This window comes from Streptomyces sp. NPDC054863 (genome assembly GCF_053610825.1).
On the sequence record NZ_JBSGZD010000097.1, the window covers coordinates 1 to 26,752 of the forward strand.

Annotated in this window: 20 protein-coding genes and 4 pseudogenes; 12 read left to right on the forward strand and 12 right to left on the reverse strand. The window is 67.1% G+C overall.

The genetic code is table 11. The annotated features are described in order from the left end of the window. The first annotated feature begins 151 nt into the window (after positions 1–151). Together ACWGIG_RS19000 and ACWGIG_RS19005 are read left to right on the forward strand one after the other, a co-directional pair. A complete protein-coding gene (locus ACWGIG_RS19000; protein ID WP_453322771.1) occupies positions 152–412 on the forward strand; it encodes a hypothetical protein in 261 nt (86 codons plus the stop codon). Then, entirely contained in the window at positions 412–720 is a 309-nt protein-coding gene (locus tag ACWGIG_RS19005; RefSeq protein WP_453322772.1) for a hypothetical protein, read from the forward strand. Before ACWGIG_RS19000 ends, ACWGIG_RS19005 begins: the two co-directional genes overlap by 1 nt. Positions 721–1,279: 559 nt before the next feature. On the opposite strand, the gene ACWGIG_RS19010 is transcribed toward ACWGIG_RS19005, so the two are convergent. From ACWGIG_RS19010 to ACWGIG_RS19020, 3 genes and pseudogenes are all read right to left on the reverse strand, one after another. Next, a complete protein-coding gene (locus ACWGIG_RS19010) occupies positions 1,280–2,455 on the reverse strand; it encodes a serine hydrolase domain-containing protein (protein ID WP_453322773.1) in 1,176 nt (391 codons plus the stop codon). A 434-nt stretch (positions 2,456–2,889) separates the two neighbouring features. Next, the gene (locus tag ACWGIG_RS19015) at positions 2,890–3,246 is read right to left on the reverse strand and encodes a hypothetical protein (RefSeq protein WP_453322774.1); all 357 of its coding nucleotides are present in this window, start codon (positions 3,244–3,246) and stop codon (positions 2,890–2,892) included. A 360-nt stretch (positions 3,247–3,606) separates the two neighbouring features. Then, positions 3,607–4,068: pseudogene (locus ACWGIG_RS19020) on the reverse strand (helix-turn-helix domain-containing protein); the annotation flags it as partial. A 132-nt stretch (positions 4,069–4,200) separates the two neighbouring features. Here ACWGIG_RS19020 and ACWGIG_RS19025 point away from each other — a divergent pair. Continuing rightward, entirely contained in the window at positions 4,201–4,695 is a 495-nt protein-coding gene (locus tag ACWGIG_RS19025) for a hypothetical protein (RefSeq protein ID WP_453322775.1), read from the forward strand. A 231-nt stretch (positions 4,696–4,926) separates the two neighbouring features. Then, positions 4,927–5,313: a hypothetical protein gene (locus tag ACWGIG_RS19030; RefSeq protein WP_453322776.1), complete on the forward strand. Its 387-nt coding sequence runs from the start codon at positions 4,927–4,929 to the stop codon at positions 5,311–5,313. A gap of 236 nt (positions 5,314–5,549) precedes the next feature. Here ACWGIG_RS19030 and ACWGIG_RS19035 read toward each other — a convergent pair whose 3' ends face one another. Then, complete coding sequence (locus ACWGIG_RS19035; RefSeq protein WP_453322777.1) at positions 5,550–6,185, reverse strand: TetR/AcrR family transcriptional regulator; 636 nt, start codon at positions 6,183–6,185, stop codon at positions 5,550–5,552. A 252-nt stretch (positions 6,186–6,437) separates the two neighbouring features. Here ACWGIG_RS19035 and ACWGIG_RS19040 point away from each other — a divergent pair, with 252 nt between their 5' ends. From ACWGIG_RS19040 to ACWGIG_RS19050, 3 genes are all read left to right on the forward strand, one after another. Continuing rightward, complete coding sequence (locus ACWGIG_RS19040) at positions 6,438–7,328, forward strand: patatin-like phospholipase family protein (protein ID WP_453322778.1); 891 nt, start codon at positions 6,438–6,440, stop codon at positions 7,326–7,328. A 38-nt stretch (positions 7,329–7,366) separates the two neighbouring features. Further along, entirely contained in the window at positions 7,367–8,560 is a 1,194-nt protein-coding gene (locus tag ACWGIG_RS19045; protein WP_453322779.1) for a serine hydrolase domain-containing protein, read from the forward strand. Positions 8,561–9,033: 473 nt separating this feature from the next. Beyond that, positions 9,034–9,825: an IS5 family transposase gene (locus ACWGIG_RS19050; protein ID WP_453322780.1), complete on the forward strand. Its 792-nt coding sequence runs from the start codon at positions 9,034–9,036 to the stop codon at positions 9,823–9,825. Here ACWGIG_RS19050 and ACWGIG_RS19055 read toward each other — a convergent pair. Together ACWGIG_RS19055 and ACWGIG_RS19060 are read right to left on the reverse strand one after the other, a co-directional pair. Further along, entirely contained in the window at positions 9,782–10,327 is a 546-nt protein-coding gene (locus tag ACWGIG_RS19055) for a hypothetical protein (RefSeq protein ID WP_453322781.1), read from the reverse strand. The two genes, ACWGIG_RS19050 and ACWGIG_RS19055, sit on opposite strands and share 44 nt — an antisense overlap. Before the next feature lie 396 nt (positions 10,328–10,723). After that, on the reverse strand, positions 10,724–11,452 hold the full coding sequence (locus ACWGIG_RS19060; protein ID WP_453322782.1) for a hypothetical protein: 729 nt from the start codon (positions 11,450–11,452) through the stop codon (positions 10,724–10,726). Between the two features lie 60 nt (positions 11,453–11,512). Between ACWGIG_RS19060 and ACWGIG_RS19065 the strand changes: the two genes are divergently transcribed. Then, on the forward strand, positions 11,513–14,248 hold the full coding sequence (locus ACWGIG_RS19065; RefSeq protein ID WP_453322783.1) for a CHAT domain-containing protein: 2,736 nt from the start codon (positions 11,513–11,515) through the stop codon (positions 14,246–14,248). A 294-nt stretch (positions 14,249–14,542) separates the two neighbouring features. On the opposite strand, the gene ACWGIG_RS19070 is transcribed toward ACWGIG_RS19065, so the two are convergent. From ACWGIG_RS19070 to ACWGIG_RS19080, 3 genes are all read right to left on the reverse strand, one after another. Next, the gene (locus tag ACWGIG_RS19070) at positions 14,543–15,214 is read right to left on the reverse strand and encodes a DUF6338 family protein (protein ID WP_453322784.1); all 672 of its coding nucleotides are present in this window, start codon (positions 15,212–15,214) and stop codon (positions 14,543–14,545) included. A gap of 61 nt (positions 15,215–15,275) precedes the next feature. After that, positions 15,276–15,935, reverse strand: coding sequence for a hypothetical protein (locus ACWGIG_RS19075; protein WP_453322785.1), 660 nt, complete (start codon positions 15,933–15,935; stop codon positions 15,276–15,278). 151 nt (positions 15,936–16,086) lie between these two features. Then, complete coding sequence (locus ACWGIG_RS19080; RefSeq protein WP_453322786.1) at positions 16,087–17,154, reverse strand: transposase family protein; 1,068 nt, start codon at positions 17,152–17,154, stop codon at positions 16,087–16,089. Between the two features lie 211 nt (positions 17,155–17,365). On the opposite strand from ACWGIG_RS19080, the gene ACWGIG_RS19085 reads away from it, so the two are divergent. The 3 genes and pseudogenes from ACWGIG_RS19085 (at position 17,366) to ACWGIG_RS19095 (ending at position 19,615) form a co-directional block, all read left to right on the forward strand. After that, positions 17,366–18,133 (forward strand): alpha/beta fold hydrolase, encoded by a 768-nt coding sequence (locus tag ACWGIG_RS19085; protein ID WP_453322787.1) that lies wholly within the window; start codon positions 17,366–17,368, stop codon positions 18,131–18,133. Positions 18,134–18,700: 567 nt separating this feature from the next. Beyond that, positions 18,701–19,162: pseudogene (locus ACWGIG_RS19090) on the forward strand (helix-turn-helix domain-containing protein); the annotation flags it as partial. 153 nt (positions 19,163–19,315) lie between these two features. Further along, entirely contained in the window at positions 19,316–19,615 is a 300-nt protein-coding gene (locus tag ACWGIG_RS19095; protein ID WP_453322788.1) for an RNA recognition motif domain-containing protein, read from the forward strand. A gap of 3 nt (positions 19,616–19,618) precedes the next feature. Here ACWGIG_RS19095 and istB read toward each other — a convergent pair whose 3' ends face one another. Both istB and istA read right to left on the reverse strand, forming a co-directional pair. After that, positions 19,619–20,413, reverse strand: coding sequence for an IS21-like element helper ATPase IstB (gene istB / locus ACWGIG_RS19100; protein ID WP_453322789.1), 795 nt, complete (start codon positions 20,411–20,413; stop codon positions 19,619–19,621). A gap of 25 nt (positions 20,414–20,438) precedes the next feature. Continuing rightward, a pseudogene (istA, locus tag ACWGIG_RS19105) lies at positions 20,439–22,055 on the reverse strand (IS21 family transposase); the annotation flags it as partial. Between the two features lie 150 nt (positions 22,056–22,205). Between istA and ACWGIG_RS19110 the strand changes: the two are divergent. Beyond that, positions 22,206–23,564: pseudogene (locus ACWGIG_RS19110) on the forward strand (integrase core domain-containing protein); the annotation flags it as partial. 110 nt (positions 23,565–23,674) lie between these two features. Here the strand turns inward: ACWGIG_RS19110 and ACWGIG_RS19115 are convergent. After that, positions 23,675–26,254 (reverse strand): Helicase associated domain protein, encoded by a 2,580-nt coding sequence (locus ACWGIG_RS19115; protein WP_453322790.1) that lies wholly within the window; start codon positions 26,252–26,254, stop codon positions 23,675–23,677. Positions 26,255–26,752 lie beyond the last annotated feature (498 nt).

Below are 26,752 nucleotides of genomic sequence, written 5' to 3' on the forward strand. Positions count from 1 at the left end.
GGCCTCTCCGGCCGCACCACCACACATCGTGCGACAGTCTGGAGGCAGTTGTGATCTTCGGAGGCTTCAGCACCACACGGGAGATGGGCCTTCGCCCCGAGAACGCCGAGGATGTTCGGGACACTTGAGCACCTGGAGGGGAACCTCGTAGATGAGTCACCATCAGCCGGACCCGTACGGCCGGCAGTCGTTCCCGGGCGCACCAGAGCCGAGAAGGAAGACCGGCCTGATCGTGGGCCTCGCGGCGGTGGTGGTCGCGGCGGCGGGCGGGGGTGCGTACTTCTTCGTGGGAGGGGACGGCGCCAGCACTCCCGCCGCGGCCGAGGCGAAGGGCCCCGCCGACAAGAAAGTGACCATCCGGCCGGCGGCAGTGCGAATGGCCCCGTCGAGGGCAGGAAGTACAAGTTGGTGATGCCGCCGGCACTGGGCGCGTACAAGAAGACCTACCGGGCGGGCTCCGTGAAGGTCACCGGCCTGACCGCCCAGGAGAGGGAGCAGGTCACCGGATACGGCATTGCCAATCCCCGCTCGGCGGCGGCCAGTTACACCGACAGCGACGACATGAAGACGGTCAAGGTCGTGCACCTCCTCGGGTACTACGGCGACATCGAGGACCCGCAGAAGACCCTGGACGCCGTGTACGCCGAGCAGGACAAACACCCCCAGGGGGCCGAGCAGAATGGGTGGAAGGCCCCCAGGACGGCCCGCCCCGGGACATGAGGCCCGCCGGTCTGGAGGACGGCGTCATGCGGTGCCGCACCCTGAAGATGACGCTGCCCAGCAGCCCCGGATCCCCGTCGAAGGACATCAAGGTGGCGAACTGTATCTGGGTGGACCACAAGCACCTTCGGCAATCTGCAGCCCAGCGATGCCGCCATGGCAGCCTGCGGCCAGTCCTACACACTCGAAGAGGCCGCCGAGATCACGGCCAGATGCCGTACCGGAGTGCGTGCGGAGGTCAAGTAACTGCCGGAAGCCAGCGGTCTGTCGGTTGCTCCAGGGCCGTGCCCTCGTAGAGAGAGGCCTGCGCGGTCCGTGGCGTGCGTGTCCTATCCAGCCTCGTCGGGGGACGCCCCGGCTCCCGAGGTGCTTCGCACACGCTGACTGCCTCATGGGGTCGTGTGCGAGTAGCCCAGGGCGTTTACCGCATTCTCTGGGGGCAACCGTGTGGTGCGAGGCGATTGGGGACCACTTTGTGCAGCTCAGCGCCGGTGCGAGCGACGACATCGTGTGCAACACCTGTGGCGCTACTTGAGATGGGGCTCGGGGCCGAGTGCATTCAAGTGGCGCTGCATAGGGCGTGGTCGATGAGGTTGCGCAGCGCGTCTTCCTGGCGGGCCGCAGTCTGCGGGTCCGCGGAGCGGCTGTGCGCGGAGACAGCGATGGTGCGCTGACCGTCCATGGTTGTCGCTGCCCGGATGACATATCCGAAGCCGCTTCCTCCATGTCCGAGGTAGCCGCCGCCGCAGGACAGGGGTGTGAAGAACAGTCCAAGGCCGTCCCGGCTGCCTTGCGGGTGACCGCTGTCCTGGGGCACCGGAATGGTGGTCCGCATGGCGGCGAGTTCGGCAGGCTTCAGTAGCTGTCCGCTTGCCAGTGCGGCGAAGAAGCGGTTGAGGTCGCGGGCTGTGCCGGTCATCGAGCCGTCGGCCCCGCTGTCGAAGGGGCGGTAGGGGATCGTGGTGTCGATCATCGGGCCGTCCACGGTGAACTGCTGGTAGTTGGCCGTGTGCGGATGCGGAAGGAAGGGCCAGGTGCCGGGGGTGTCGGTGTGCTGCAGGCCGAGCGGGCGCAGGATGCGGTCGTGGACCTGCTGTTCCCAGGTGCGGCCTGTGATCTTCTCGATGATCATTCCGGCGAGCACGTAATTCGTGTTGGAGTACGCCCAGCGGGTGCCTGCCGGGAAGGCAGGTTCATGGCGCATGGCCAGGTCCACCAGCTCTTCGGGCTTGTAGGCACGCCACCGGTTGGCGAAGTAGGTCTGGGTACTGGGATTGGGGAAGACGTCATAGATGTAGTCGGACAGGCCACTGGTGTGCCGCAGCAGGTCGCGGACGGTGATGGTCCGGCCGTCGTTTCCAGCACCGGACACGACCCCGGGCAGCAGCTGCTCCACCGTCTGGTCGAGGGAGATCCGATTTTCGCCCACCAGTTGCATCATGACGGTGGCGACGAACGTCTTGGTGGTACTGCCCAGACGCAGATAGCCGTCCTTCGGAACCGGGCGGCCAGTGACCAGATCCCTCACCCCCGAGCGGGCCGTGACCGTCCCGCGCGGGGTCTCCAGGCGAACCGCTACCCCGGTGACCCCGGTATCCCGGAGTGCGTCGGCGTCACGTTGCACAGACCACGCCGTGCCGGATGGGCGTGGCGTGGCTGAAGCCGCAACGGACGGCAGAGATGACACTGCCAGCGCCAGCACCGCAGCTGATAACCATGAACGACGAAAGGTCATGATGCGAGGTTAGGAACAGCCAGGGCCACCAGCCATCCGGGATACGCCCCATCTTGAACGGGTGCCAGCCGTATGGACATCACGCCAGGCACCCGGCACAACCACTGTTTTCCCCGGTCTGGTCATGCTCCTGAAGAGCAGAAAGGCGCTCCGACACAGCCGTTGGCTCAGCCGCGTTGGTTCAGAGCTCTGGCCAGGTCCCGCGCGGCATCAAGATCGGCTGGGCCTCCTCCAGCGCGGAGGCAAGTTCGACGTTGCGCTGCTCCAGCCTCGTGGTCTTCCGCTGGAGCTCGTCGATGTCCGCTGGGGCTCCGAGCTGACTCCTGCCAGGCCTGAGCTCCCAGGGCCTGCGACAGTCGCTTCTCCAACTGCTGAACGCGGGCGGCCAGGCGGGTGTTGCGGGAGAGGCAGGGCGGTCCCGCCTCACGTGGTTGTCAGGTCCACTGCTTCCTTTTGGAGCAGGTGTTCGGCCCCCAGTCCTCGATGCAGACCCTGATCGAGCCGCCGTACGCCGCGTTGAAGTTGATGTTGAACGAGTAGCTGTAATTCTTCCCGCAGGCAGTCGCCGGAGCGAACTTCCGGTCGCCGTTCGGATGGAAGTTGTACTGGGCGTAGACACGGTGTCCGTCGCACTTGTTGTCCCAGACGGTGACCCGGTAGCGCCTGAAGCCAAGCTCGTCGATGCAGGCCCCGGCAGGGTTGCCCGAGATCTGTGCGCAGGCGAGCCTGGCCGCCGCCTGGGCTTCGGTGACCGGTCCGGTCAGCACGAGTCCGGCGGTTACCGCTGTCATAACGCCAACAGAGGCCAGCGCCTTGCGTGCTTTCATGAGGGTCCCCCTGCTCGGTTGAGCGGCACGGTGGCCCACCCGGCCCGAACCCGTGCCGACGCACAACGCTGTTCCTCAAGACGCTAGCCAGCCGCTCCCATGAACACCTCCGGGAAGGCCCTGAGCTGAGCCGGCGACCGAAGGCGCCCTCGTCAGGATGATTGGTGAAGAGAGCCGTAACCGCTGGAGCCGCGCCTGGTTGAGGCAGGCATGCGACGGGCCGCCCGCGGTGCGATCCCGCCGGGTGGCCCGACTTTCGACCACCGCCATTGCCGGGCTCCCCAAGGGAGAGCCTGGCTGGCAGGCGGGCAACCGCACAGGTGTGATCGTCATGGTGTTGCCGACGGCGGCTTTGGCTCCGGATTTTTCCCATGCCCTGGGGCCGTTGTGGTTGCCGGGCAGTGGATGTCCGACCACGACAGCCAGGTGGGTGTCGGCGTCGATGACGACCTGGTGGTGGGGGAGTACCGGTGGTTCTTGGACTGCTCCGTGTGGTCGCAGGTGGACACCAGGGTGCCGTCCGCGAGGAGGACGGTGTCCCGGCGGAACCGCTTGCGAGGCCGGGAGCGCGAGTAGAGGGCCGGGGCGGTTGTTGACGCGGTCCGCGGCAGACTTCGACACCCCGAACAGTAGAGCGAGCTGTCGCAGCGTCAGATTCGTCCGCCAGTAGGCCGAGACCAGCAGCACCCGGTCTTCCAGGGGCGCCCCGGGCCGCCCACGTCGCACACCATCGGCGCCTTCGCGCCGCAGCATCGTCACCAGCTTCGCGAAGTACCGCGGGTTCAACTCGGTGAAGGGGGACTACCCAGTCGCCTCTGGCATGTAAGAAGCCAGGCCGCAGCGTTGAGTCCGTGTGTAGCCTGTCGATCTGTTCGAACGGACGAGGGGAGCCTGAGGATGGACGCGGGACGGCGCCACGTGGGCATCCAGCTCCCTGAGGGGTCCTGGTGGGACTGGGATGTCATCGCTTGGGACGCAGCTGAGCTGCGGCTGGCGGCCAGCCATGACCTCACCTACTACCACGGCTTGGAGCTGCTGTTCGGCGATCCGACTCTCGTCAGCTGCCCGGCGAAGTTTCTCGACCCGGTGTTCCGCGCGCCGACGAGCGAGGAGCTCGCGAGAGTCACCCGCCAGATCGGTGACGAACCGCCTGTCCTTGTCGCCTTCGAGGTGGACGCGGGCGGGCTGGAGCCAGTCTCGTGTCTCATCGCGGCGGAACGAATCGAGGTCGTTCAGGAGACCGTTCTCAGGTACTGGCGCGACGACGTAGCCCCTGGTCAACGCTTCGCTCCGTGGGTGCGGTCGCCGACGCCGGCGGCGGGCCAGGCGGCTACCGCCAGGGCAGACGCAAGTGGGAAGGCTACGGCCTCATCGGAAAGGCGGGGCCGTGCTGGAGACATCCCGCGTCGCTGAGCGTCAAGCTGGGGAGTGGAGAAGTTCTGCCGATGGCAGGCCAGGGGAGGCCTTCCCTTCGTGGTGGAGCGCGCCATGCTGGAGACAGAAGAACAGCATTCCCAGAAACCCGCCGCCCTGGCCAGAAGCCGTGCCGGTGGAGCACGCGGCAAGTCCATCTTCGTCCTGTGACAAGACGTCTCCCTTCTCCTTGACCGGATCGGGGAACGCAACCTGGGAACCCTCGTCGCTATGGAGAAGCTGACCTGGGACCTCTGGGCAGGCAGCACACACCACGGGTACACCTCGTACGACGGGAAACTCCCCCTCGTCGTCACCAGCTTCAACAGCCTGCGCGAGCACGGCCCCGCCAGGCAGATCTTCCACCGCCTGGAGCGCGACGGCTTCCAGACCCTCCACGACGCCATCGGCAACCCCCGCCGCACCGCCGCCCGCATTCACCAGCGCGAAACCCCGCGCCAACGACCGCCTCACGGCAGAGCGCCACGATGCAGGAAGCCCGGCCTGTACGGGGGAGAGAGACGAAGCGCCGCAGGCCCGGCGGCGCGTCTGGTTGGCAGCAGCGGTGCCGGGTGCCCCGGCCGGGGCTTTCAGTGGCTGTTGTCGTTCCGATCTTGAGTGGTGCTGGTCGAACGGGAGTCTCGCTCGGGTGGGTGCAGCGGTCGCCGTGCATGAAAGCAGGGCCTCTTGGTAGCTCGATGGGTGTCTACGTCAAGGAGCGGTCCAGGAGACTCTGGGCCTCGCTGCTGGCCTGCGCGAGCACGTCAAAGTGGGCAGTATCCCGTTGTCGAGCCTGGCCGAGACCTTGAGGCTCGGCCCGTTTCGTTCGAAGCTCTACGACTTGGTTGGAAAGTTCACTCTGCTGTGCCCTGGGCAGGGGGCTCTGCCTGTTCCGCCGCCGGGAAGCCGCGTTCGAGTATCCGGCAGGTTTCTTCCAGCCTCTGCGCCCGTCCGGGGCCATCCAGACTGGTGGAGGCTCTCGCCAGTACCCGGAGCGAGGCGATGACATAGGCGGCGGCCAGCTGAACCGTGTAGTCGTCGGGCAGGGAGCGGCGCCGGGCGATGCCCAGGGCGACGGCGGCAGAGAACTTCTCCGCCATGTCATTGAGATGTTGGTGCAGGCCGGGATCATGGCCGGTGACTTCGCGGACCGTGTCGGGATACCCGTGATCGGACAGCACCGTCATCTTCGGCGCGAGGGCTTGGAGTGCGGCGCGCACCGGGCTTTCTGGGCTTGGCCTGGCGGCGATCAGCTCAACGATGTGGTCCGCGTCCGATTGATCCCAGGCGAGGAAGACCTCGTCCTTGGTGGCGAAATGGTTGAAGAAGGTACGCCGGGAGACTCCCGCTTCAGCGCAGATCGCGTCCACGGTGATCCGGTCCGGGCCCTCGGTGCGCGCCAGCGCGGTGGCGGCGTCCCGGAGCCGGGCCTTTGTGTTCCGGCTCCGCCGCTCACGCATCCCTGTCTTGCGCTCCTGCTGCCCGTCCACCGTGCATCTCTCCCGTTCTCTCCGCCGTGCCATTCGCACGACACGTCGTTGCACTATCTGCACTCCGCCGCTACGGTTGCACTATCTGCACTCTATCGCTGTCGACGGCCACCGGCGGCGGTGCGCGTGGTGCACCTTCTTCGACTGTCATCCGGCCTGCCTATACCGAGCACGCTTCCGTGGCAGAGCTTCCCCTCATGAAGTCCTTCCTGACCCCTGACTCCGGGGCGTCCAACCAGAGGAGAGTTCACCGTGTCCGACCGTAAAACCCATCCCACCCGCGCTCTGGTCCTGGGAGGCGGTGGTGCCGTCGGCGTGGGCTGGCAGGCCGGCCTGATGGCTTCCCTGCCTGCGGAAGGCGTCGACCTTTCGCTGGCCGACGTGGTCGTGGGAACGTCCGCCGGCTCACTCACCGGTGCGCTGCTCACTACCGGCCGACGTCTCACCGATGCCCACACCGCCGTCATGAAGTTCTTCAACCACTTCGATCCCGCGGCACGGTCCAAGGGCTCGGAAGCACTGGCGAGTGCCATGCAGCAGGTGGCAGCCGACCCCGACTCCCGCGGTGCGCTGATCTCCGTTGGGCGGGTCGCGCAGGAGCATTGCCTGATGGATGAGGAGACCTATCTGTCCCTCCTGAGCCAATTCGCAGGCATCCCGTGGCCCAAGTCGTTCCGGTGCACCGCGATCGATGCCAACACCGGCGAACTCGTCGTGTGGGGTCCTGATTCAGGGGTCCCGCTCCAGTACGCCCTCGCCGCAAGCATGTCGGTGCCGACCATCTTCCCCACCGTCCCCGTCCATGGCCGCCGCTACATGGACGGCGGCATCCTCAGCCACCTCAACGCAGCCGCAGCGCCCGCCACGGACGTCCTCCTCGCCCTTTCCTGCTTCGCCCTGGGGGACCAGAGCACAGGCAAGGGGCCGCGCCTTGCCTCCATCGCCGCGACCGTGAACGACGAACTCACCCAGACTCAGCAGACGCGCAAGGTCCTCGCCATCGACCCGGACTTCGGCGACGACATGGCCGCGCCCAACTTCATGGGCCAACAGGAAGCCGAAAGCGCCCTCGTCATGGGCGAACGCCAGGCCACCCGTGACAGCTCCCGCATCCGCGTTCTCTGGCAGCCCGACGCCCAGTGAACAGCACCAGCAAAGCCCAGCAAGACAGGCCGGCGGCCGTGACGGCATCCGTGCAGGGGACCTGTGCCCCCGAGTTCGAGAACATACGAGCCGAATTCGAGCGCAACTTCACCGAGCGCGGAGAGGTCGGCGCCGCACTCGCGGTGACCCACAACGGCGAAACCGTCGTCGACCTGTGGGGCGGGCACGCCGACGACGCCGCCACCCGCCCGTGGAAGCGCGACACACTCGTCAACGTCTGCTCCACCAGCAAGGGCATGACCGCCCTATGTGCCCACCTGCTCGCAGACCGCGGCGAGCTGGACCTGGGCGCGCCTGTCTCACGGTACTGGCCCGAGTTCGCGCAGGCCGGCAAGGCGAGCGTGCCGGTGCGCTGGCTGCTCCCCCACCGCGCGGGACTCCTCGGCCCACAAGAGCCTCTGACCATCGACGACGTGTACGACTGGGAGAAGACCTGCGCAGCCCTGGCGGCCACGACACCGTGGTGGGAGCCGGGCACCGCGCAGGGGTACCACGCCATCAGCTTCGGGTTCCTCGTCGGCGAGGTCGTACGCCGCATCACCGGCCTCTCCCTCGGCACCTTCCTGCGCAAAGAGATCACCGAACCGCTCGGCGCCGACCTCTACATCGGCACGCCTGCCCAAGAGCACACCCGCTGCGCCGACACGATCGGCCCCCAGGGCCACGGCAATCTCACCAGCGCCTTCACCAGCCCGGTCGGCGGACCGGTCCGGTCGCTGAACGACCACCCGCTCGCCCCAATGGCACTGGCCATGGGCCACCTCCCCGTAGGCGATGTCAACAGCGCCCGTTGCCGCTCCGCCGAGATCCCCGCCGGCAACGGCAACGCCACCGCACGCGGCCTGGCAACGGTCTACCGCACTCTCGCCAACGGGGAACTGGTCGGCCCTGCTTCTCTCGCGGCGATGCGGGAACAACAGAGCCGCCCCGGCGAACCGGACCGGGTGCTCAGCCCCGCCCTGGGCAACCTGCCCAACTCCTGGGCCAGCGGCTTCATGCTCAACACCTCCGGCTACTTCGGACCCAACCACGCCAGCTTCGGCCACGGCGGCGCCGGCGGCTCCCTCGCCTTCGCCGACCCGGAAAACCGCCTCTCCTACGCGTACACGATGAACAAGTTCGGCGGCAGCACCACCGGCGATGACCCCCGCAGCCTCAAGCTGATCGAGGCCCTGTACGCAACGCCAGCACTCACCAAGCGCAAGGGCTGACCACCCACCTCTGGACCCGCGGCGAAGGCTCCGCACAGTGCTCCGGCACCTCCAAAACACGCCAAACCGGCCACAACGTCCACCCAGGCAGGTGCGACGCCGCTTGCTGAAGAGGCGACACGTCTCGATCACAGGCAGTAGCTGGGGTGGTCCTGGCGTCGTTTTCGGATCCGCGCGGCGCATGCTCCATCGCTCTGTGGACTCAGTGGCTGTTGTCCGTCCGATCTTGAGCGGTGCTGGTCGAACGGGAGTCTCGATCGGGTGAGTGCAACGGCCGCCGTGCATGAAAGCAGGGCCTCTTGGTAGCTCGAAGGTGTCTACGCCAAAGAGCGGTCCGGGAGGCCCTGTTGTCGCAGTTCTACGGCATCACGGGAGCGGGGCCCAGTCCGGTCACCCTCGCGTGCGACTGCCTGGCGCACCGGTTCGGGAACGCCGCCGACCACGGGGTCCGTGTGCGACGTTACCCCACGGACATGTCCGATGCGGAGTGGGCGGTGGTGCGGCCGCTGCTGCCGGTGCCGGGATGGCTGCGCGGGCGGGGTAAGCAGCCGGAGGCTTACTGCCACCGCGCGATACTGGACGCGATTCACTACCTCGTAGACAACGGAACGAAGTGGCGGGCGATGCCGGCCGACTTCCCGCCGTGGGACCGGGTCTACGCGTTCTTCCGCCGCTGGCGCGAGCGCGGTCTGGTCCGGGAGTTCCACGACCGGCTCCGCCGCAAGGTCCGCGAGCAGGCTGGCCGGGACCCAGAGCCGAGCGCGGGCGTGATCGACTCCCAGTCCGTCAAGGCGGACGCCGTCGTCAGCCATGACAGCCGGGGCTTCGACGGCGGCAAGCTGATCAACGGCCGCAAGCGCCACGTGGTGGTCGACACCGTCGGCCTGCTGCTGGGGGTGATGGTCACCGCCGCAGACATCGGCGACCGAGCCGCCGCCCACATCCTGATCGCCCAGGTCGCTGCCGCGCACCACCTGCTGACCCTGGTCTGGGCCGACGGTGGCTATACCGGCAGCCTCGGCGAGCACTGCCTGGCCGCCCTTGCCCTGGTCCTGGCGATCGTCAAGCGCAGTGACGACATGTGCGGCTTCGTCGTGTTGCCCAAGCGGTGGATCGTGGAGAGGTTCTTCGCCCACCTGATGCGAAGCCGCCGCCTCGTGCGCGACTTCGAGCGATCCACCGGCAGCGCGGAGGCGATGGTCTACTGGTCGATGACCCTGCTCATGGCCCGCCGCCTGGCCCGGCCACGGCCTTCGAGAGCGTGAAGCGGCCCGGCGCCGGCTCGGCCAGCCACCCGCGCGCTGTCAGCCGCTTCGCCTTCGACCGCAACGCCTCGATCTTCGCGGGCACCGGGTCCAGACCGAAACTGCCCGCCATCTCCTGGCACGTCAGCGGACCTTGACCGAGACGGTTACGGTCCGCGAGAGCCTGCACGATGCGCTGGTAGTCCGCCGGCAGTGCCGACCAGGCCACGCCCACACGCCACATCGGCACCACCGATTTCGACTTCGCCGCCCCCGAAGATGCAGGCGGCACCGGCGGTTCACCACAGTCCGCCGACTCCTCGGCAGCATCCGGGCCGACGACGTCGCCTCCGCCCGGGGACAGCACCTCGCCGACGCGTGAACTGGCGATGATCCACTCATTACACTCCCGCTCGGCCACGACCAGCTCGGCCTGGACACGGTCCGCCTCCTCCCGCAGCGCGTCCACACGACGGCGAGCGGCCAGCTCGCGCTCTTCCAGCAGCCCCACGACCGACGGCATCCCACCTCCACTAGAGCGACGACACGACACGTAACCACTCCCCGAGACTGCCGACCCCATACCTGACCAGCAGAAACGCAGCTTTCAAGTCCGGAAAGACAACAACCACTAAGCTGGCCCGGAAGGATCGCTGACGTCACGGCTGGTCATCGCCGCCGCAGAGCTCTTCGACAACGTCGCCGGTGTAGTAGCCAAGCTCGGGACGCTGGTACTGATCGAACGAGGTGGTACGCCGTCGATCGTCACATCCGCGTGTGGAGGGCGCAGCGTCCGATTGCTAGTGACCTCAAGGGAGTCTTCCAGTAGGTGTGACCCGCGTGCCAGGCCAGCGGCTGCGATAGAGGTTGTCGGGGCCTGGCAATTCACGGGCCAGTCCACAGGGCTGGTAGAGGAGGCTCATGGGCGGGACATCAGCCCGTCCGCCTCCAGGAGCGCGAGCGCCGTACTCAGTAGTAGGGCTTCGCCCAGCTGAAGGGCCACTCCCGCTGCTCTTCCGCGTGCGCGATTCCACGGCAAGCGCCACCGCGCTCGGCCCGGGCGTGGAAGGGTGGGATGCGTCCGGACAGCGTCGATAAAACCCAACAGGGCCCATCCGCCCCAGGCCGACGAGGCCCACTCATCCGCTTCCGCGCCTAACTCCCGCAAAACATCGGCCTGTTGCCTGCGCATCTCCTCAATGGTGCCGATCCTGAGGAAACCACCGACCAGTCGGTCGACCTCTCGCTGCGCCCCGCCATGGAATGCGCGCAGCGCGGCTGTCGGCCGAGGGTCCCCTTCAGGGGCTGACTCCAGGCGGGCGCGCAACCGCAGTTCGTACCAAACCGGATAGAGCATGAGGCCCGGCAGTAACACACTGGCCAGATGATCGGGCGCGAGCCTTGGTTCAAGGTCTGCCAACGCATCGGGCGCGGTCGACAGGTGCTGGCTCATCGCTACCGCCAGCCAGGAGGTCACGCCCGTTCCGGAGGCACCGGGCAGCTGTTCGCAGACGGCATTGGTGACATCGGTGCGAAGTGGAGCAACGTGGCGGGCCAGGACGCGCATGGCCCCGAGGTCCCTCGCTTTGAAGAGCGCCAGGGGGTCTTGCGGTTCCTCGCTGTTGGGTGGTTCCTCGAAGTTCCTCAAGCCTGAACTCCCCGTTGGTGGACTGTCGACCGGCCCCGCGATCGACGATAATGCGACGCCATGACGTTGTGGTGGGAAGTGGCCGCTGTCTTCGGGGTGGGCGTCGCGGCCGCCAGCTGGCTCGTTGGGGACAGAGCCGTCGAGCCCTGGCAGCGCTGGTCCGGGACCTTCGCGGGAATTCTACTCTTCGGAAATTCCCTGGGGCACCTGAAGGGCGATCAACTGGACAGCTGGTTCCTGCCTGCGTGTGTAGCACTGATCATCGTCTGGCAGCTGGCTGCCGCGGTCAGGGGGTGTTTCGACCGTCGGCGCATGCAACGCGACTCCGAGTACAGTCCGCACATCGCATCGACCTTGGCGGCCGATGGCAGATGGCAGGCAGGCGTCTACGAGCAGCGCGGGGATCTCAAAGATCTCGATGCGGTCATCGGGAAGTTCACGCATGCGGTGCGCAAAAGCCGGGGGCACTCGCACCACTTCAATCATGTCGCCAATCTGGTCGGCGCACTACGCGCTCGGTACGGGCATACGCTCCAGACCGTAGACTTGGACCGCGCCATCGAGACCGGCCACGACGCGGCCACCCGGATATCCGTCAAGGACCCTTACCGCGCCCGGCTCTTGTCGGAACTGAGCATGGCTCTGCGAGTGCGGTACGAAAGGGACGGCGAGTGCGCGGATCTGCAGGCGGCTCTGGAGACCGGAAGCCTCGCTCTGTCCATCATTCCCTCACGGCACGTCGACCGCGTGGCGTGCCTTCGTTCCCTGAGCGCCGCATGGGCCGCCCAGTACGAGCGTACGGAGTCCTTGGACGACCTGGACAAGGCGGTGGAACTGCAACGGGAAGCGGCTTCCCGCCGCCGAAGAGGGCTGCGCGCCAACGCGATCGACGAGGCCAACCTGTGTCACCGGCTGGTGCAACGGTCTAGCGCGGGCGGGAGCCTCATTGATCTGGATGACGCCGTAGAGGCCGGCAGAAGGGCCGTGAGGCGCATCAAGAAGCGTCCGCATTTGTACTCCAGCGCAGCACACAACCTCTCCCTCGCCCTCAAGAGTCGGTTCGAACGGCGCGGTGACCCAGCCGATCTTGACGAAGCGGTGACCTTCGTCGAGTCGACCTTGAGCCGCCTCCCAACGGAACATCCACTACGCGCGCGAGCCCTTACGGTCTTGGCGTCTCTGACACACCGTCGATTCGAGGAACACGGTGACCATACGGACCTCGAACAGGCGCTAGCCCTGGCGCGTGAAGCCCATGACCATCCCTCGGCCGACGTTGCGACCCGTCTGGTGAACGGGTTGTGGTGGAGCCAATGCGCGGCGAGCGAGGGTGAGAACGATGAGGCGGTGCGGGCTTTTGAGAGCGTCATCGCGCTGCTGCCCCTGTTCGCGCCCCCCGAACTTCCTCTGATCGACCAGGAGTTCAGACTCGGCCGCTTGAGTGGGGTGGCGGCTGCGGCTGCGAGCTGCGCGGTGGCCACGGGCGAACCGGCCAAAGCCGTCGCTCTCCTGGAGGACGGCCGGGGCATCGTGCTCGCTCACGGCCTGGAGGCACGGGGGAAGGCGCGCTCGTTACGGGACGAGCACCCCGAAATCGCAGCGGAGTACGTCCGATTGATGAGATCCCCGGGCGCTTCGTTGGCGGATCGGCGGTCCCTGCTCAGACGCATCCGGGCTCTCCATGGGTTCACCGACTTCGCGCACGCCCTGGACTGGGACGATCTGACACGCATGGCTGCGGAGGGGCCCGTCGTATACGTCAATGTCAGCAAATACGGGTCTGATGCGATCATGGTCACTGCTGAGGGAGTCCACTCGCTGCCACTGGACCGGAAAGCCGTCACGCCCAAAGCGGTTGCCGACCAGATTTGGCTGTTGCAGAACGGGCTGAGCGCGCTGCGCACCGCGAAGGGCGAAGCCGAGGTCGACCAGGTCCTTGTCTGGCTGTGGACATGGATCGTGCAACCCGTCGTGCGCGACCTGGGTCTGGAGCCGCACGGGCAAGGAGAGCCGTGGCAGCACATTTGGTGGATCCCCATTGGTCCTATGTCCTTGCTTCCGCTCCATGCCGCAGGCCACCACTCAACCCGCGATACCGTCGAGCCCCTCACGCTCATCGACCGAGCCATTTCCTCATACGCTCCCACGGCCCGAGCCCTCGTCGAAGCGCGACAACGGCCACGGCCAGCCACGCAGCACGTCCTCGTCGTAGCTCTGTCCAGGACACCCGGCGCACGCCCACTACCTGCCGCGGGCCCCGAGGCTGACATCGTCCGTGGCTGCTTCCCCCAGGCACTGTCGTTCGCCGACGCGGAGGCCACCGCCGAACGGATCCAGGAGGCGCTCCCTGCCTCCACCTGGGCCCACTTTGCCTGTCACGGCGTGACCGACCCCGAGACGTCCTCCCGCAACCGTCTGCTGCTCCACGACCATGAGCAGTCACCCTTCGACTGGAGGACGATCTCCTTGCTCGACCTGAGCAAGGCGCATGTCGCCTACTTATCGGCCTGCGACACCGCCCGGACCGGCATTCGGCTCCTCGACGAGGCAATCCATGTGGCCTCGTCGTTCCAGTTGGCCGGGTTCTCCCATGTCATCGCCACACTCTGGTCCACGTGGGACAACACCGCTGTGCAGTTCGCCCAGGACTTCTACACGGAGGTCGGCTCCATGGCACGCGACCCGCACACCCCTGTGGATGTGGCGCTGGCAATGCACAGGGCGACTCTCGCTGCTCGGTCGAACTATCCGAACTTCCCAGCGCTGTGGGCAGGCCACGTCCATTTCGGCGCGTGAAGCCCGCCCCTCCCACCGCGTCACTCGTCCTCGGGATTCCGTGGGGGCTGCTCGTTCACCGCATCTGCACTGACCCCGGGTGCTCCCGTCGGCGGTGAGACGCCTGCGGGACCGCTGGGCGGCGGCCCCATCGGGGCGTCATCGGGCAGCGCCCGCGGAGTGTGGCCCCTAGCCTCGCCGGGGTCGTCGAGGAATCGTAGTTCAGCCGGAGTCAACCCGGATGTCGGCTCGGGGCCGTCGCTTGCCGGACTCGTCACTGTCTTCTCCTTCACATCTGTCATCCGACCTTCGTGGTCAAGATCCCCGTCCCACTCCGGGTACAGGTGGTGCATCGGGGGGCAGTTGCTCCCGCACCAGTTCCAGGAGGTCTATGTCGGCAGACCTCACGTACAGACCTCCTGAGTTGACTACCGGCGCGACGAAGCTACCGTCGGGTGCCATGCGCCAGGACTCCTCCAAGTAGAGTTCGGCTGGCTGCGGGTACGATGTCGCGTACGAACCGTGCCCGTAGCGGCCCCCCGCCCACGAGCCGTCCCTGAGCCGCACCCTGACGTAGCAGCGGGCCCGGTCACGGAACATGTGCTCCCAGGCGGTTGCCGTGACGCTGTAGCGACTGCGTAGCTTCCGCCGTTCCCACCAAGACACCGCACAGGCGGCAACGGCCGGGACAACGGCGAACAGCAGCAGTGCTACTAGGGCCGCCACCCGCGGCCGTTCGGCCAGGACGGTCCAGCCCGAGTGACCTTCGCCCCGGGCCAGTCTAAGGAGCTGGGGGCCGGCGGCCAGCGCGTACACCGTGTCCAAAAGGATCGATGCAAAGACGGCGCGGACCATGCGCTGCCCCAGATTCTGTTCACCTGGCACAGGTCCGCGCCAACGCTCCCTCAGGAATTGATATGTGAGCCCGGGGAGCACGAACAGAATCAGGAGAGCAATCTGAAGGACCGACGACGGGGCTTGCCCCATGAAATGCCCCCCTGTTCCTCTGGATCTTCCTCGCAGGCCGCCTGCTTGACGTCCCGTCAACTCACTTCAGCGTACTTCTCCGACGGGCCGCCGTTGGGCCTCCGGCGGACGCCAACACCAACGCCAACAGTAGAAAGATGAGGGCGCAACCACCGGCTACCCACGGCCGGTTGGCCGCTACCCATGCCTCGAGTACCGATTGCTTCCAGATGGCTGCGGCATAGAAAGTGGCCGCAGCCGCCCCTGCCCAGACTGCTCCGATGGCTAGTTCGGCGGAAAATGCCAGGCCCATTACGAGCAAAGCCGCGCCGACGTATGGCAGCTGGTTCGGATGGGCCCAGACGACGAGCGCCTCACCCACCACCACGAGGGCAACGGCAAGTGCGCTGCGAACTCCTCTGCGCCCCTGCCTGGGCATCATGACGATCACGGGGAATAGCGCCAGCAGAGGCGTGTAATATTCGTCTCCCTCCAAGCTGCCGTCGAACCACGCCACGGCGATGAGAAGCGACATGACGCACACGCCTACGAGCATCAGCCCCGCGCGGAACCTGCACCAAGCCCGGTAGCGGCGCATTCCCGGATGCACAAGTTCCGCCCCGGGATGCGCACCGAATCCGGAAGGCAACTTCCGTACCTCATTGCGAAATCTGTCGAGGGCACGTATCTCCAGTATGAACCCGCCCCAGAAGCCCGCAAGCAACAGCGTCTTCAGCATCACGCCAGCAGCATCGCAGCTACACCGCCCCGAGGAAACAGCAAGCGGCAAACAGGCACCAGAGCGTCAGCGGCCTGTCGCGGCATCCCGTCGCAGGGGAGGTTGGCCTTTGGGCTGGGCTCTCGCGAGATTGGGACGATGGTCCGTGAGATGCTCAAAGCACACGGGCGACTTTCTCAACACCTAACGACCTCGGGGGTATTGAGCTCGGGGTGTGCTGGCCTGGTGGTTCGGCTGATGGTTGATCACCGGACGGAGTCGCGGGCGAGTACGAGTTCGGTGCTCGCCCGGGGGCGGGTAGGCCGCTGGGCGGCTCGGTCGGAGACCAGGCAGGCGATCGCGATGTGGGTCTCGGCATACGTTTCGCGGCGGCCGGTAAACCGCCGGAGTGGCGCCCATTGCCGCAGTTCGGCGTTGGTGTGCTCGACGCAGATCCGGGCCGAGGACTGGCGGCGCTGCGTTCGCGCCAGGCGTACTTGTCGCCGTCGCAGACGTCGCCTTTCGGCTTCTTCGGCGGGGCGCTCACCTGGCGGGGAAACTCCTTGGCCAGTCCTTGATACCCGGAATCGACCTCGGCTTTCACACGGGGGCGGTGGCGGAACTGCTCGGCAATGCCCTCGCTGCGGACCGCCGTTTGGTCATGCATGCGGCCCGGCCGAACGACACCGGACAGCAACATGCCCCCCTGGCCGTCGCTGAACGTCGTCGTCTTGATCGTGTTCTGTCTCCGCTTGCCCGAGATGAACGCCCGGCGGCCGGGTCGGCCGGCCTGCGGACGGCGGACCTGGGTCTCCGCCCCGTCCAGCCGCAGCTCGACCCCCTCGGTGTCGGCGTAGGCGAAGACGTCCTCCAACGTCTTCAGCCGCAGGCCGAGCCGCTCGGGGACGGCGAAGCCCCGGGCCGCGAGAAGGGGACGGATCTGGCGGATCGCGGTGGACACCGTGGAGCGGTCCACGTCGAAGAACTCGGCCAGGACCGCGTGCGGCAGTCCGTGCCGCAGATGGACCAGGGTGACCAGCAGCCGGTCGAAGAGGACCAGTTTCGGCTTGCGTCCGGCCCCGGCTGCCCGCCGCCGAGGTCCGCCGCGCTCGGCACGCAGAACGGAATCCCGGGTGGCTTCCCACGGGTGAGCGAGCTGTTCGAGCAGAACGCCGAAATGGGCACGGGAGACACCGGACAGGGCAGGGTGGGAACAGGCCGCACGGGCCCAGGTCAGCTTCACAACTCACCCAACCTGTGCGGCTCTTCTCATGTCACGGCCCAAACAGGCCCACTCCAGTTCCCCAGGGCGGCCCCAGCCAGGAGGAGGCCGAGGCGAGGCGCGATACTCGACCCGTGGACTCTATCTACGCCGTACGACGGGCAGGGAGCTCATCCGACGCTGGTGCCTCGACCAGCCCGCCGCGTGGCAGGTGCCGCACGAGCGGAAGACGGTGACGGCCCAGCATGTGCAGACCCAGGTGGTCCTCGCTGGCGGCGGCGCCACGACGGTCATGTTCGTCCCGGGCACCAACTTCAACGCCGCCGCGTCCCTGCCGCTGGCCACGGCTCTGGTCGCCGCCGGCTACCGGGTCGTTTTGGTAGACGTACCGGGCCAGCCCGGCCTCAGCTCTGACGAACGCCCCCTTTCCGGCGGCCAGTTGTCCTGGTATGGCGTGTGGCTGAGCGAGGTGATCGAGAAGATCTCGTCCGACCCGGTAGCGGTGATGGGTCACTCCTTCGGTGCCGCCATCGCGCTGTCCAGCGCCTCTCCCCGGATCGACCGGCTCGTCCTGGTTTCCCCCGGCGGACTGACCACGCTGAGGTTGACCCCCGCCGTGCTGGCAGCATCAGCCGTCTGGTTCCTCCGGCCCGCACCGACACACAGCGCCCGCCTCCTGCGCGCCATGCTCGCGCCTGGCCATCACCCCCGCGAGGAACTGGTGAACTGGATGACGCTGGTCGCCCGGCATTCCCGCTCCAGCGGGGCGCCCGGCGCTGCCACCCTGCCCGTGCGGCCCATCCCCCGCCTGATCGTCACCGGTCAGCACGACGTCTTCCTCCCGCCGCGGCGGCTCGGCCCGGCCGTGCGGGCCACACTCGGTACCGAACTGGGCGTGGTCGCAGAAGCCGGACACCTCGTGATTGAAGAGCACCCCGAATACCTATCCACTTTGATCAGGAGCACCGACGGGCCCGCCCCCGACGCCCCGATCAGGTAGCCCAACCAGGTAGCCCAACTGTCCGAGCGCCGCGGCCGACCGTCCTCGTATTGCACCCCAATTCGTTAGGGGTATACGCCCCTGCTGCGCTCGCGTACGCGAGGGAAGATTCACCCCCGTGGGGAAAGAGCGGGAGCTGACGGAGTGGCCGGTGGTGGGGGGGCGCGGGCAAGGCCGGCGCGGACGCCCCGCCCACCTGTCCGCACAACACGCCCGCAGTACCACTTCTGTCGCACAACTGGCCCTACTGCAGCCGGACGTGGGGCAAGGGACACTTGTACTTGCACCGGTGTGGAGCGGATCGTGCGGGCGGGCGTGCTGGAGCGGGCGCGGACGGTCGCGGACGGGTACGGCGACACCGGGTGCACCCTGCGGCCAGCAGTCCCGACCACATGACCTGCTCAAGCTGAGGTTGGAAGAAGCTTGCTGATCACCCCTCCAGAGGATCCACACTGTGAGGTCTCAAGAGATGCTTGACGATTTGTCCTCGGGACATGGTTGACACCTTCGGCTGAACGTTCGCCATCTCCTGACAACCGGTGCGGCAGTGGTGCTTGCGTTGGTGGCGTGGACGTACAGCAGTTGGCCGAGTACCGCTACCGAGCCGTGCGTGAGGTGCTCGGCGGGTCTCCGGTCGGGGAGGTCGCAGTCCGGTACGGGACCTCGCGTCAGACTCTCTACAGCTGGCGGCGGCGGTTCGAGCAGGAAGGCATGCCCGGCCTGCTGGACCGCTCCCGGCGCCCGAGGAACAGTCCCACCCGCCTGCCCGCCGAGGTGGAAGCCGAGATCTGCGAGCTTCGCCGTCGGCACCCCCGGTGGGGTGCCCGCCGCATCTCGCACGAGTTGGCCGTCCGCGGGCAGGAGCCGGCGCCGTCGCGGGCCACGGTGCACCGGGTGCTGTCCCGCAACGGCCTGGTCCGCACCCAGGAACAGCAGCACCCGCGCAAGTACCGCCGCTGGCAGCGCGAAGCACCCATGCACCTGTGGCAGATGGACCTGGTCGGCGGGGTTCCGCTGGCCGACGGGCGGGTGGCTTCGCCGATGAAGTTTGGCCCCAGCTAGGAACGAGTTCCGGCCCCACTTACCGATCTTCAGGGCATGTTCTGTGGGCGAGGTTTGGCCCCACTGCGCAAGGGGGCAGTCTCGCCAAGTTGGCGGTCGGCTCAGTGGGAGGGGAACTGCATGAACAAGAGGCTCTATGTCGGAGGTCTGAGTGAATCGGTTGACGATGACGGGTTGAGAGAACTCTTCTCGCCGTTCGGAACGGTCAGCTTCGTCAAAGTGATCCGTGACTTCCACTCAGGACGGAGTAAGGGTTTCGGTTTCGTGGAAATGTCCACTCCCGAGGAAGCCCGAGCGTCGATTGAAAAGCTGCACGGCTCCATCCACGAGCGGCGCACGATTTCGGTCTCCGAGGCCAATCCGCCTGACAGCAGCAGCGGCGGCAGTGGCGGCGGTCGAAGGACTGGCGGCGGCAGTTGAGGTCTATGAGCTGAGTGCGGACTGCTGCTGAGCTCGGGTGTGGGAGAGCCGGTAGGATTCGGTTCCGGTCTCGATGAAGTTGCTGCCGAAGGTCAGCCGGTCGACGATGGCCGCGCAGAGCCGAGGATCGGTAAATGTCTTCGTCCAGCCTGAGAAGGATTCGTTCGAGGCGATGGCGACGCTGTTCTTCTCTTCCCTTTCGGTTAATACCTGGAAGAGGAGTTCAGCACCGCGTTTGTCGAGTTCCATGTAGCCGAGTTCGTCGATGCATAGAAGGTCGACTCGGCCGTATCGGGCGATGGTTTTCGTGAGTTGCTTCTCGTCCGCGGCCTCGACGAGTTCGTTGACGAGTTTCGCGGCGAGTGTGTAGCGGACGCGGAAGCCGGCCATGGCGGCTGCGGTGCCCAGGGCGATCAGAAGATGGGACTTGCCGGTTCCGGAGTCGCCGATCAGGCAGAGCGGCTGGCCGTTGCGGACCCAGTCGCAGGTGGCGAGGGTGTGGATGGTGGCGGGCTGGACGTTGGGGTTGGCGTCGAAGTCGAAGTCGGAGAGCCATTTACTACGGGGGAAGCCGGCCGCTTTGATCCGCCGTTCTGAGCGGCGCCGGTCGCGGTCCTCGCACTCGGCCATCAGCAGTTCGGCAAGGAAGCCGAGGTAGGAGAGGTGTTCCCGCTCGGCCGATTCGGCGGTCGCAGCGAACTGGGCCCTGATCGTGGGCAGTCGGAGCATCCGGCAGGACTGCAGGATGGCGGCGTCGGCGGCCTGTTCGGTCACTCCGTGGTGGTTCCTGGTGGTCATGGGGCTTGTCCCTTGGGGCTGCGGCGGGTTCGCGGCGGGTGCCGCAGGAGCTGGTCGTAGGCATCAACGGTGGGCGGGTGTCGGGCGGCAGCTCGGCCCGCAGTCGGCGTTCGGTCAGTGAGGTCACCGTGGCCCCAGACCGCGGCGGCGGAGCCGCCGTTGGCGGCAGGGCCTGGATGGTGCCGCGGGTGCCGGCCGCTTTGCGGGCTTCCAGCGCGACCGCGTCCGCGGTCAGTGCGCCGACCGACACCGCCGCGGTGATGCCGGCGACCACGTCCTGGTGGGCGAGGCGGCGGTGCAGCAGCAGGACTTCGATCAGTGCGCGGGTGCCGTCTGCGTCGCCGTATGCCTTGCGGGCCGCCGACCACCAGGCTTCATGCGCGGTGGTGAACATGCCCGAGGCTCTGGCCTGTTCGAGCGCGGTGGCCCCGGGCAGGGCGCCGGGCTTGCGGGCCAGGGCTTCGAGGTAGTGGTCCAGAACGAGCTTTGATCCGTAGCGGGTAGTCAGCCGCTCGTGCCGGGCGACTTCGTCGGCACCGTCGTAGACGACCAGTTCCGAGGCGTGCAGAAAGACCCGGACGCGCTGGCCGACCAGCCGGATGGGCACGGAGTAGTGGCACTGGCGGACCGTGACCTGCCCGTAGCGGTCCACCCGCGGGTGCAGCACCCGCGCGGTCTCGAATTCCTCCTCCGGAAGTGCCTTGAGCAGCGGCTGTTCGGTGGCGAAGTAGAGGCCGACGGTGTGCGTGCGTCGGCCGATCCGCCGTTCGTCGTCAGCAATGCAGGCAGCATCGAGGCGGGCGTTGAGCTCGGCGAGCGTGTCGACCTCGGGCACCGGCACGAAGTGATTGCGGCGGAAACGGCCCACTTCGCCCTCGACGCCGCCCTTTTCATGGGCGCCTTCAAGGCCTGGGCGGCAGTAGAAAGCATCCAGTCCATAGTGCGAGCGGAACGCAACCCATCGCTCGTTCTCCACGCGGGTGCGGGCAAAGCCCAGCACCTGGCTGACTGCGGAGCGGAGATTGTCGTATCGGACTTTGCCGGTCGGAATCCCGCCCAGGACGCTGAACGCGTGCAGGTGGCCTTCGAGAAACGCCTCCTGCCCGCAGGAGGCGAACACCCGGTGCACCGCTTTGCCGGAGTATGACATCCGGAACGTGAACAGATAGCAGCGGGTCTTCTCTCCCCGCAGTTGTACGATCACGTCGCCGAAGTCGACTTCAGCTTCCGCTCCGGGCTGGTGTGTCTGCGGAATGAACATCCTCGGCGACCGACCCGCCGCCACCCTGATCTCCGGGCGCCGCAGCCGCACGTAATCACACACCGTGGAATAAGAGATGCCTTCCATCTCATGCTCCGCCACCAGCCGATCGAAGATCCGCTTCACCGAATGGCGCTGCTTGAGAGGCGCATCCAAATCCGCCCGGAGCATTCCGTCGATCGCCGGCTTGTAGGGATCCAGACGAGAGCCCCGCGGCTTCATCTTCTTCCGCGGCTCCGGAAACACAGACTGAAGCGCCTTGCGGACCTCACGGCGATGAACCCCGTACCGCTCCGCCAGCAGACGGATCGACAGATCTTCCATCCGATGGTCACGGCGAATCGCCGCGTACAACTGGACTTTGCTCTTCGTTACCCGCATCGTGCCCCCTCACTGCGAGGAGCACAACGAGCATCCCACCGAACCAACCCCGGTGGGGCCAGAACTCGTTGTTACACCGTCCCGGCAACACAGGGTGGGGCCAACTCGGCCTCAAAGACGGGGCCAGCACTCACTGCTAGAGCCAGGCGGGAATGCAAGATGGTCACCGGCATCGACGACCACTCCCGGTTCGTCGTGATCGCCTCCGTCGTGGCCGTGCCCAGCGCCCGCGCTGTGTGCTCGGCCTTCACCGCCGCGATGCGACGCTACGGAGTGCCCTTCGAGGTGCTGACGGACAACGGCAAGCAGTTCACCGGCCGTCACATACGCCCCCAGCCGGTGGAGGTGCTCTTCGAGCGGATCTGCCGGGAGAACGGCATCACTCAACGGCTGACCAAGCCGCGTTCACCCACCACCACAGGCAAGATCGAACGCTTTCACCGCACCCTGCGTGAGGAGTTCCTCGATCACGTGGTGCCGTTCGAGTCGCTGGCCGCGGCCCAGGAAGCGATCGATGGCTGGGTGCACGCCTACAACCACCAACGCCCGCACCAGGCTCTGACCATGGCCACCCCGGTCAGTCTCTTCCGCCCCCACTCTCCCGTTCGAGACGGTGATGAGCGCCCTCAACAGGCCCTCGTCAAGCCGCAGTTGTCCATCGAGGTCATTGAACCGCCGGCTCTGCCACCGCAGGGGACCGCCGTCGAGTTCGAAGTGCGGGTGCCACCCAGCGGAGAGATCACCCTGGTGACCGGCAGGCAGCGAGTCGGTATCCACCAGGCACTGGCCGGCAGGACGCTGACCGTCTGGGCAGACCATCGCAGCGTCCACTTCCTCCTCGACGGGCACCTGGTCACGACAGTCCCGTCCCGGCTGCGGCCGGAGGATCTCGCCTACCTGACCATGCGCTACGGCGCCCGCCCGGCCAGTCCCGAACCCGTCACGTCTGCCCTGCCCAGGGCACGGAGCGGCAAGGCCATCTTGGCCGCCGGCGAGCCGGTCGAAGTCGAGCGAAAGGTCCAGCGGGACGGCCTCGTCGGCTTGGCAGGCGGCCAATACCAGGTCGGGTTCGCCCTGGCGGGCCGCACTATCACACTCATCCTGGACGGGCACCTCATGCATGCCATCGCCGACAACGCCCTGATGGGCACGTGGCCGTGTCCCGTTCCGGCCAGCCGTCTGGGGCAGCTCCGCGGGGCCCGGACGGCGACGACACCGCTGCCTCCTCCGCCACTGCCGACCGGTTCCATCCGGGCCCAGCGCAAGGTGCATGCCAGCGGCCGTTTCATGATCAATGGCCAGTTCATCAAGCTCGGCCCGCGGCATGCCGGGAAGATCGTCACCGTCGTCATCGAGGACACCCACTTCCGGATCCTGCACGGGGAAGACGAACTCGCCGTCAGACCCCGGAAGAACCCCGGACCGATCACCAAGCTCTACGTCAAAGGCATGGGCACCCAGCGAGACCGTCAAGAATCTCCTGACGACAAACCGTCAAGGAAGTCCTGAGTCCTTACACCGACAAGGCCCCCAGCGAAGGAGGGTGAGCGCCGCCCCGGCCCGCACCCTCACCCACCAAGGCGATGACGCCTCCGCTAACACCACCTGCAAATGGACCACTACGCCCGCCCCGCCCTGGACGTCGACCACCGCATGCCCAGCGCCTCAAGCTGCGCCCGCCGCTCCTGGCTGAGCTTGCTCTCCCGCTTCCGGACGTTGTCGAGCCACGACCCCAACCGCACTCCCACCACACCGTCAGCACCCCTCTGAGTGCCTGCCAGCCCGTCGGGCGCCAGGTGCTCCTCATGCTTCCTCGGCACCCGAAGATGCCCCTCACGGGCGTGGAATGCCTTCGCCGCCGCGAGGTTGAGCATCCACTTGTCGTCCTGCGTGCGTTTCACCGGCCGCTCCGACTCCTGGGCCGGCCCGAGCCCGAGCACGTTCTCCAGCAGCCACTGCTGCGCGGGGAGGAGTCCCTCCCACCCGAACCGGCACCCTTGTACCCACCGGCCGAGGTCCTCGCCCTGGACGACGACCACCCCCGCCTCCATCGGCATACGGCCGCCGTTCTTCAGGTGGTTTTGCACCAATCGCAGGCAGCGCTGCCATCCCGCGTGCCACGCCGGGCACCAGCCAGGATCGATCTCGTCCAATGCTTCCCGCCGCGTCCAGGACAGCCCACCGACCGCCTCCTCGTCGGAGACCTCAACCCCCTGCTCCTGCAGATCCTGGAGGCGGGCGTCCGCGAGCCGGGCGGCGGTGCGGAGGTTCTTCGCCCACGTCCCGACCGGATAGCCGTTCCAGACGGCGTTGGCCGACGGGAGGAAGTGTCCGTGCTCGGCAGCCCAGTGCCGTGCCGCTACCAGGCCTTGTTCGAAGGCATGGTCCTGGTGGGACCAGACCACTCCCAGCTTCTCCAGTTCCCGCACCCGCTCGGGCTCCAGTGTCTTGGCGCCGTGGGCGGTGCGCTGGTTCCGCAACCAGGTCCCCAAGGGAAACCCCGACGGCGTCCAGTCGTCCGGGGTGACGTAGTCGTACGGCACCCGCAACTCCCCACCCCGGGCGACGTCCCGCACATACCGGGCCGCAGCCGTGATCCCGTTGCGCCAGAAGTCCGTCTCCGGATGCAGCACCCGCAACGCCACGAACCGTGCCACCTCGGCCGGATCCCTGGGGGTGGAGAACTTCAACAGCTCCCTCGCCGGAGCACTCGGACCACGGGCCTCGCCCGGCTGCTCCTGGTCCACCTCGTCACCCGGTTCTGCGAGATCCTCGGTGTCCCAACTCCCGCTCCGGACACGGGGATCAGCAAGGGCCTCGATGGTGTCGGTGTCGTGGGCCCGCAGGGCTTCAAGCACCTTCCCGAGGGTTTCCGTGCCCGGTGAAACCACCATCTCACCGGCTTCCTCGTCAGGTCCGATGAACACCGGGACCACCAACGAAGCAATTTTCCCCTCACCCGGCTGCATACGAAGAGCCCGGCCGACCATCTGCACAATGTCGACCATCGAACCGCGCGCATCACAAAAAGCCACGGAATCACAGCGGGCCACATCAAGACCCTCACTCAGGATCTTCACCGAGCTGATCACCTTCAGCATCGCCGGATGCACCACCCCCGAACAGGCGCCCTGGCCGTCGGGACGCATGATGACGTCCGACTCGAACTCCGACAGCACCGCCCGCCGATGACCAGGCGCGTGCTCCCCATACAGCCACGACGCCCACACCCGCTCCGGCGGGTGATACCGCTTCGGATCCTCGCTGAACAACCGCGCCGCCACCGCGGGAAGGCCCTCCGCCATGGCTTCTGCCTCCGCGACCCGGGAGTGGAACGCCAGCGTCTTACGCAGATTCTCGTCCGCGGCGGCGGTCACCAGGCCCGCCTGGAGCGCGGCCAGCCGCGCCCCGCGCACCAGGTTGGAACCGCGGTCGCCGGCCGCCTGCGCGGCATAGATCTTGGGATCGCGGATGTCGACACAGATCACCTGGTACGGCGCAATCAGACCGCGCGAAATCGCCTGTGAGAGCGTCAATTTCCACGCCACAGGTCCGAATACAAGCGAGTCCGGACTCATACTTGCGATCAACCGCGGCGCCTCCCGGCCGCCCCTACGGGCGTCCTCGGCCGCCTCCCAGATCCGAGGGGTGGCGGTCATGTACAGACGCCGGACTGCCGGGATCTTCGTCTGGTCGTGCACCGCCGCCCACGGCTTCGACGCGTCACCACTTGTGCGGTGGGCTTCGTCCAAGATCATCAGGTCGAACGGCCCCATGCCCAGCTCGTGGGCTCGCTGCACGGTGGTGGAGGCGGAGGCATAAGTGCTGAACACCGTGACCGTGTCCTCGCCCCCGGCCCACGCCAGCAGCTCCGCCGGGTTCGTGGTGCAGGGGATGCCACCGGACTCCGCGCCCGCCAGCGAGCACGCCCCCACCATGGCCCCGCTCCGTCCGGCCCGCCGCCACTCAGCGGCCATCTGCGTCAGCAGATCCAGCGTCGGCACCAGCACCAACACCCGGCGGGCATGCAGGCGTTGAGCCGTCACGGCCGCGATCCGGGTCTTGCCCGATCCGGTCGCAGCGATCACCTGGCAGCGCAGCCCGTCCTCCGGCACCGGAGAGCCAACCGGGAGCTGAAGATGGCGAAGCGCGGCATCGACCGCCTCCTCCTGGTGCGGACGCAACGCGTCCCTCGGCATAGGACAGAACCCTTTCCTGACTAAGATGCTGCTCTTTTCCCGTGGCCCTGCGGCACACCGGCTGTATTCGCTACGGTTGATATCCCTGCACCGCCCACCGGTGAAAGCAGATGACGCAGTAGTGCAGAATTCCCGGCGCCCAGAGGGCCGAGAGGATGTCTATTCCGTCGAACCAAGGTAGCGCCCCTCTAAAAGTGACGCACCCGAATCCGAGGGAGTGACAGGAAGTGTCCGAAACTGGTAGCGTCATGTCGTGAGGCCAGAGGATTCAGCCCGGTTCCGGCCCGGTACGGGTGGGGTTTTCGGCCCGCTCCGGAGGGGGGCCGCCCCTCGCACCGTCCCCTTTACCCGGATCCGACACCCCGTCATACTACCGCTGTTGCGCTTTTCAGGGGCGCGCGGAGCGCGGCCCGTCGCTGGATCGCGGAGCGATCCGACCCCCGGAGCCGAAGGCGCCGGCCCGGAGTGCGGCGAAGCCGTACACCGGGACTGTTGGGC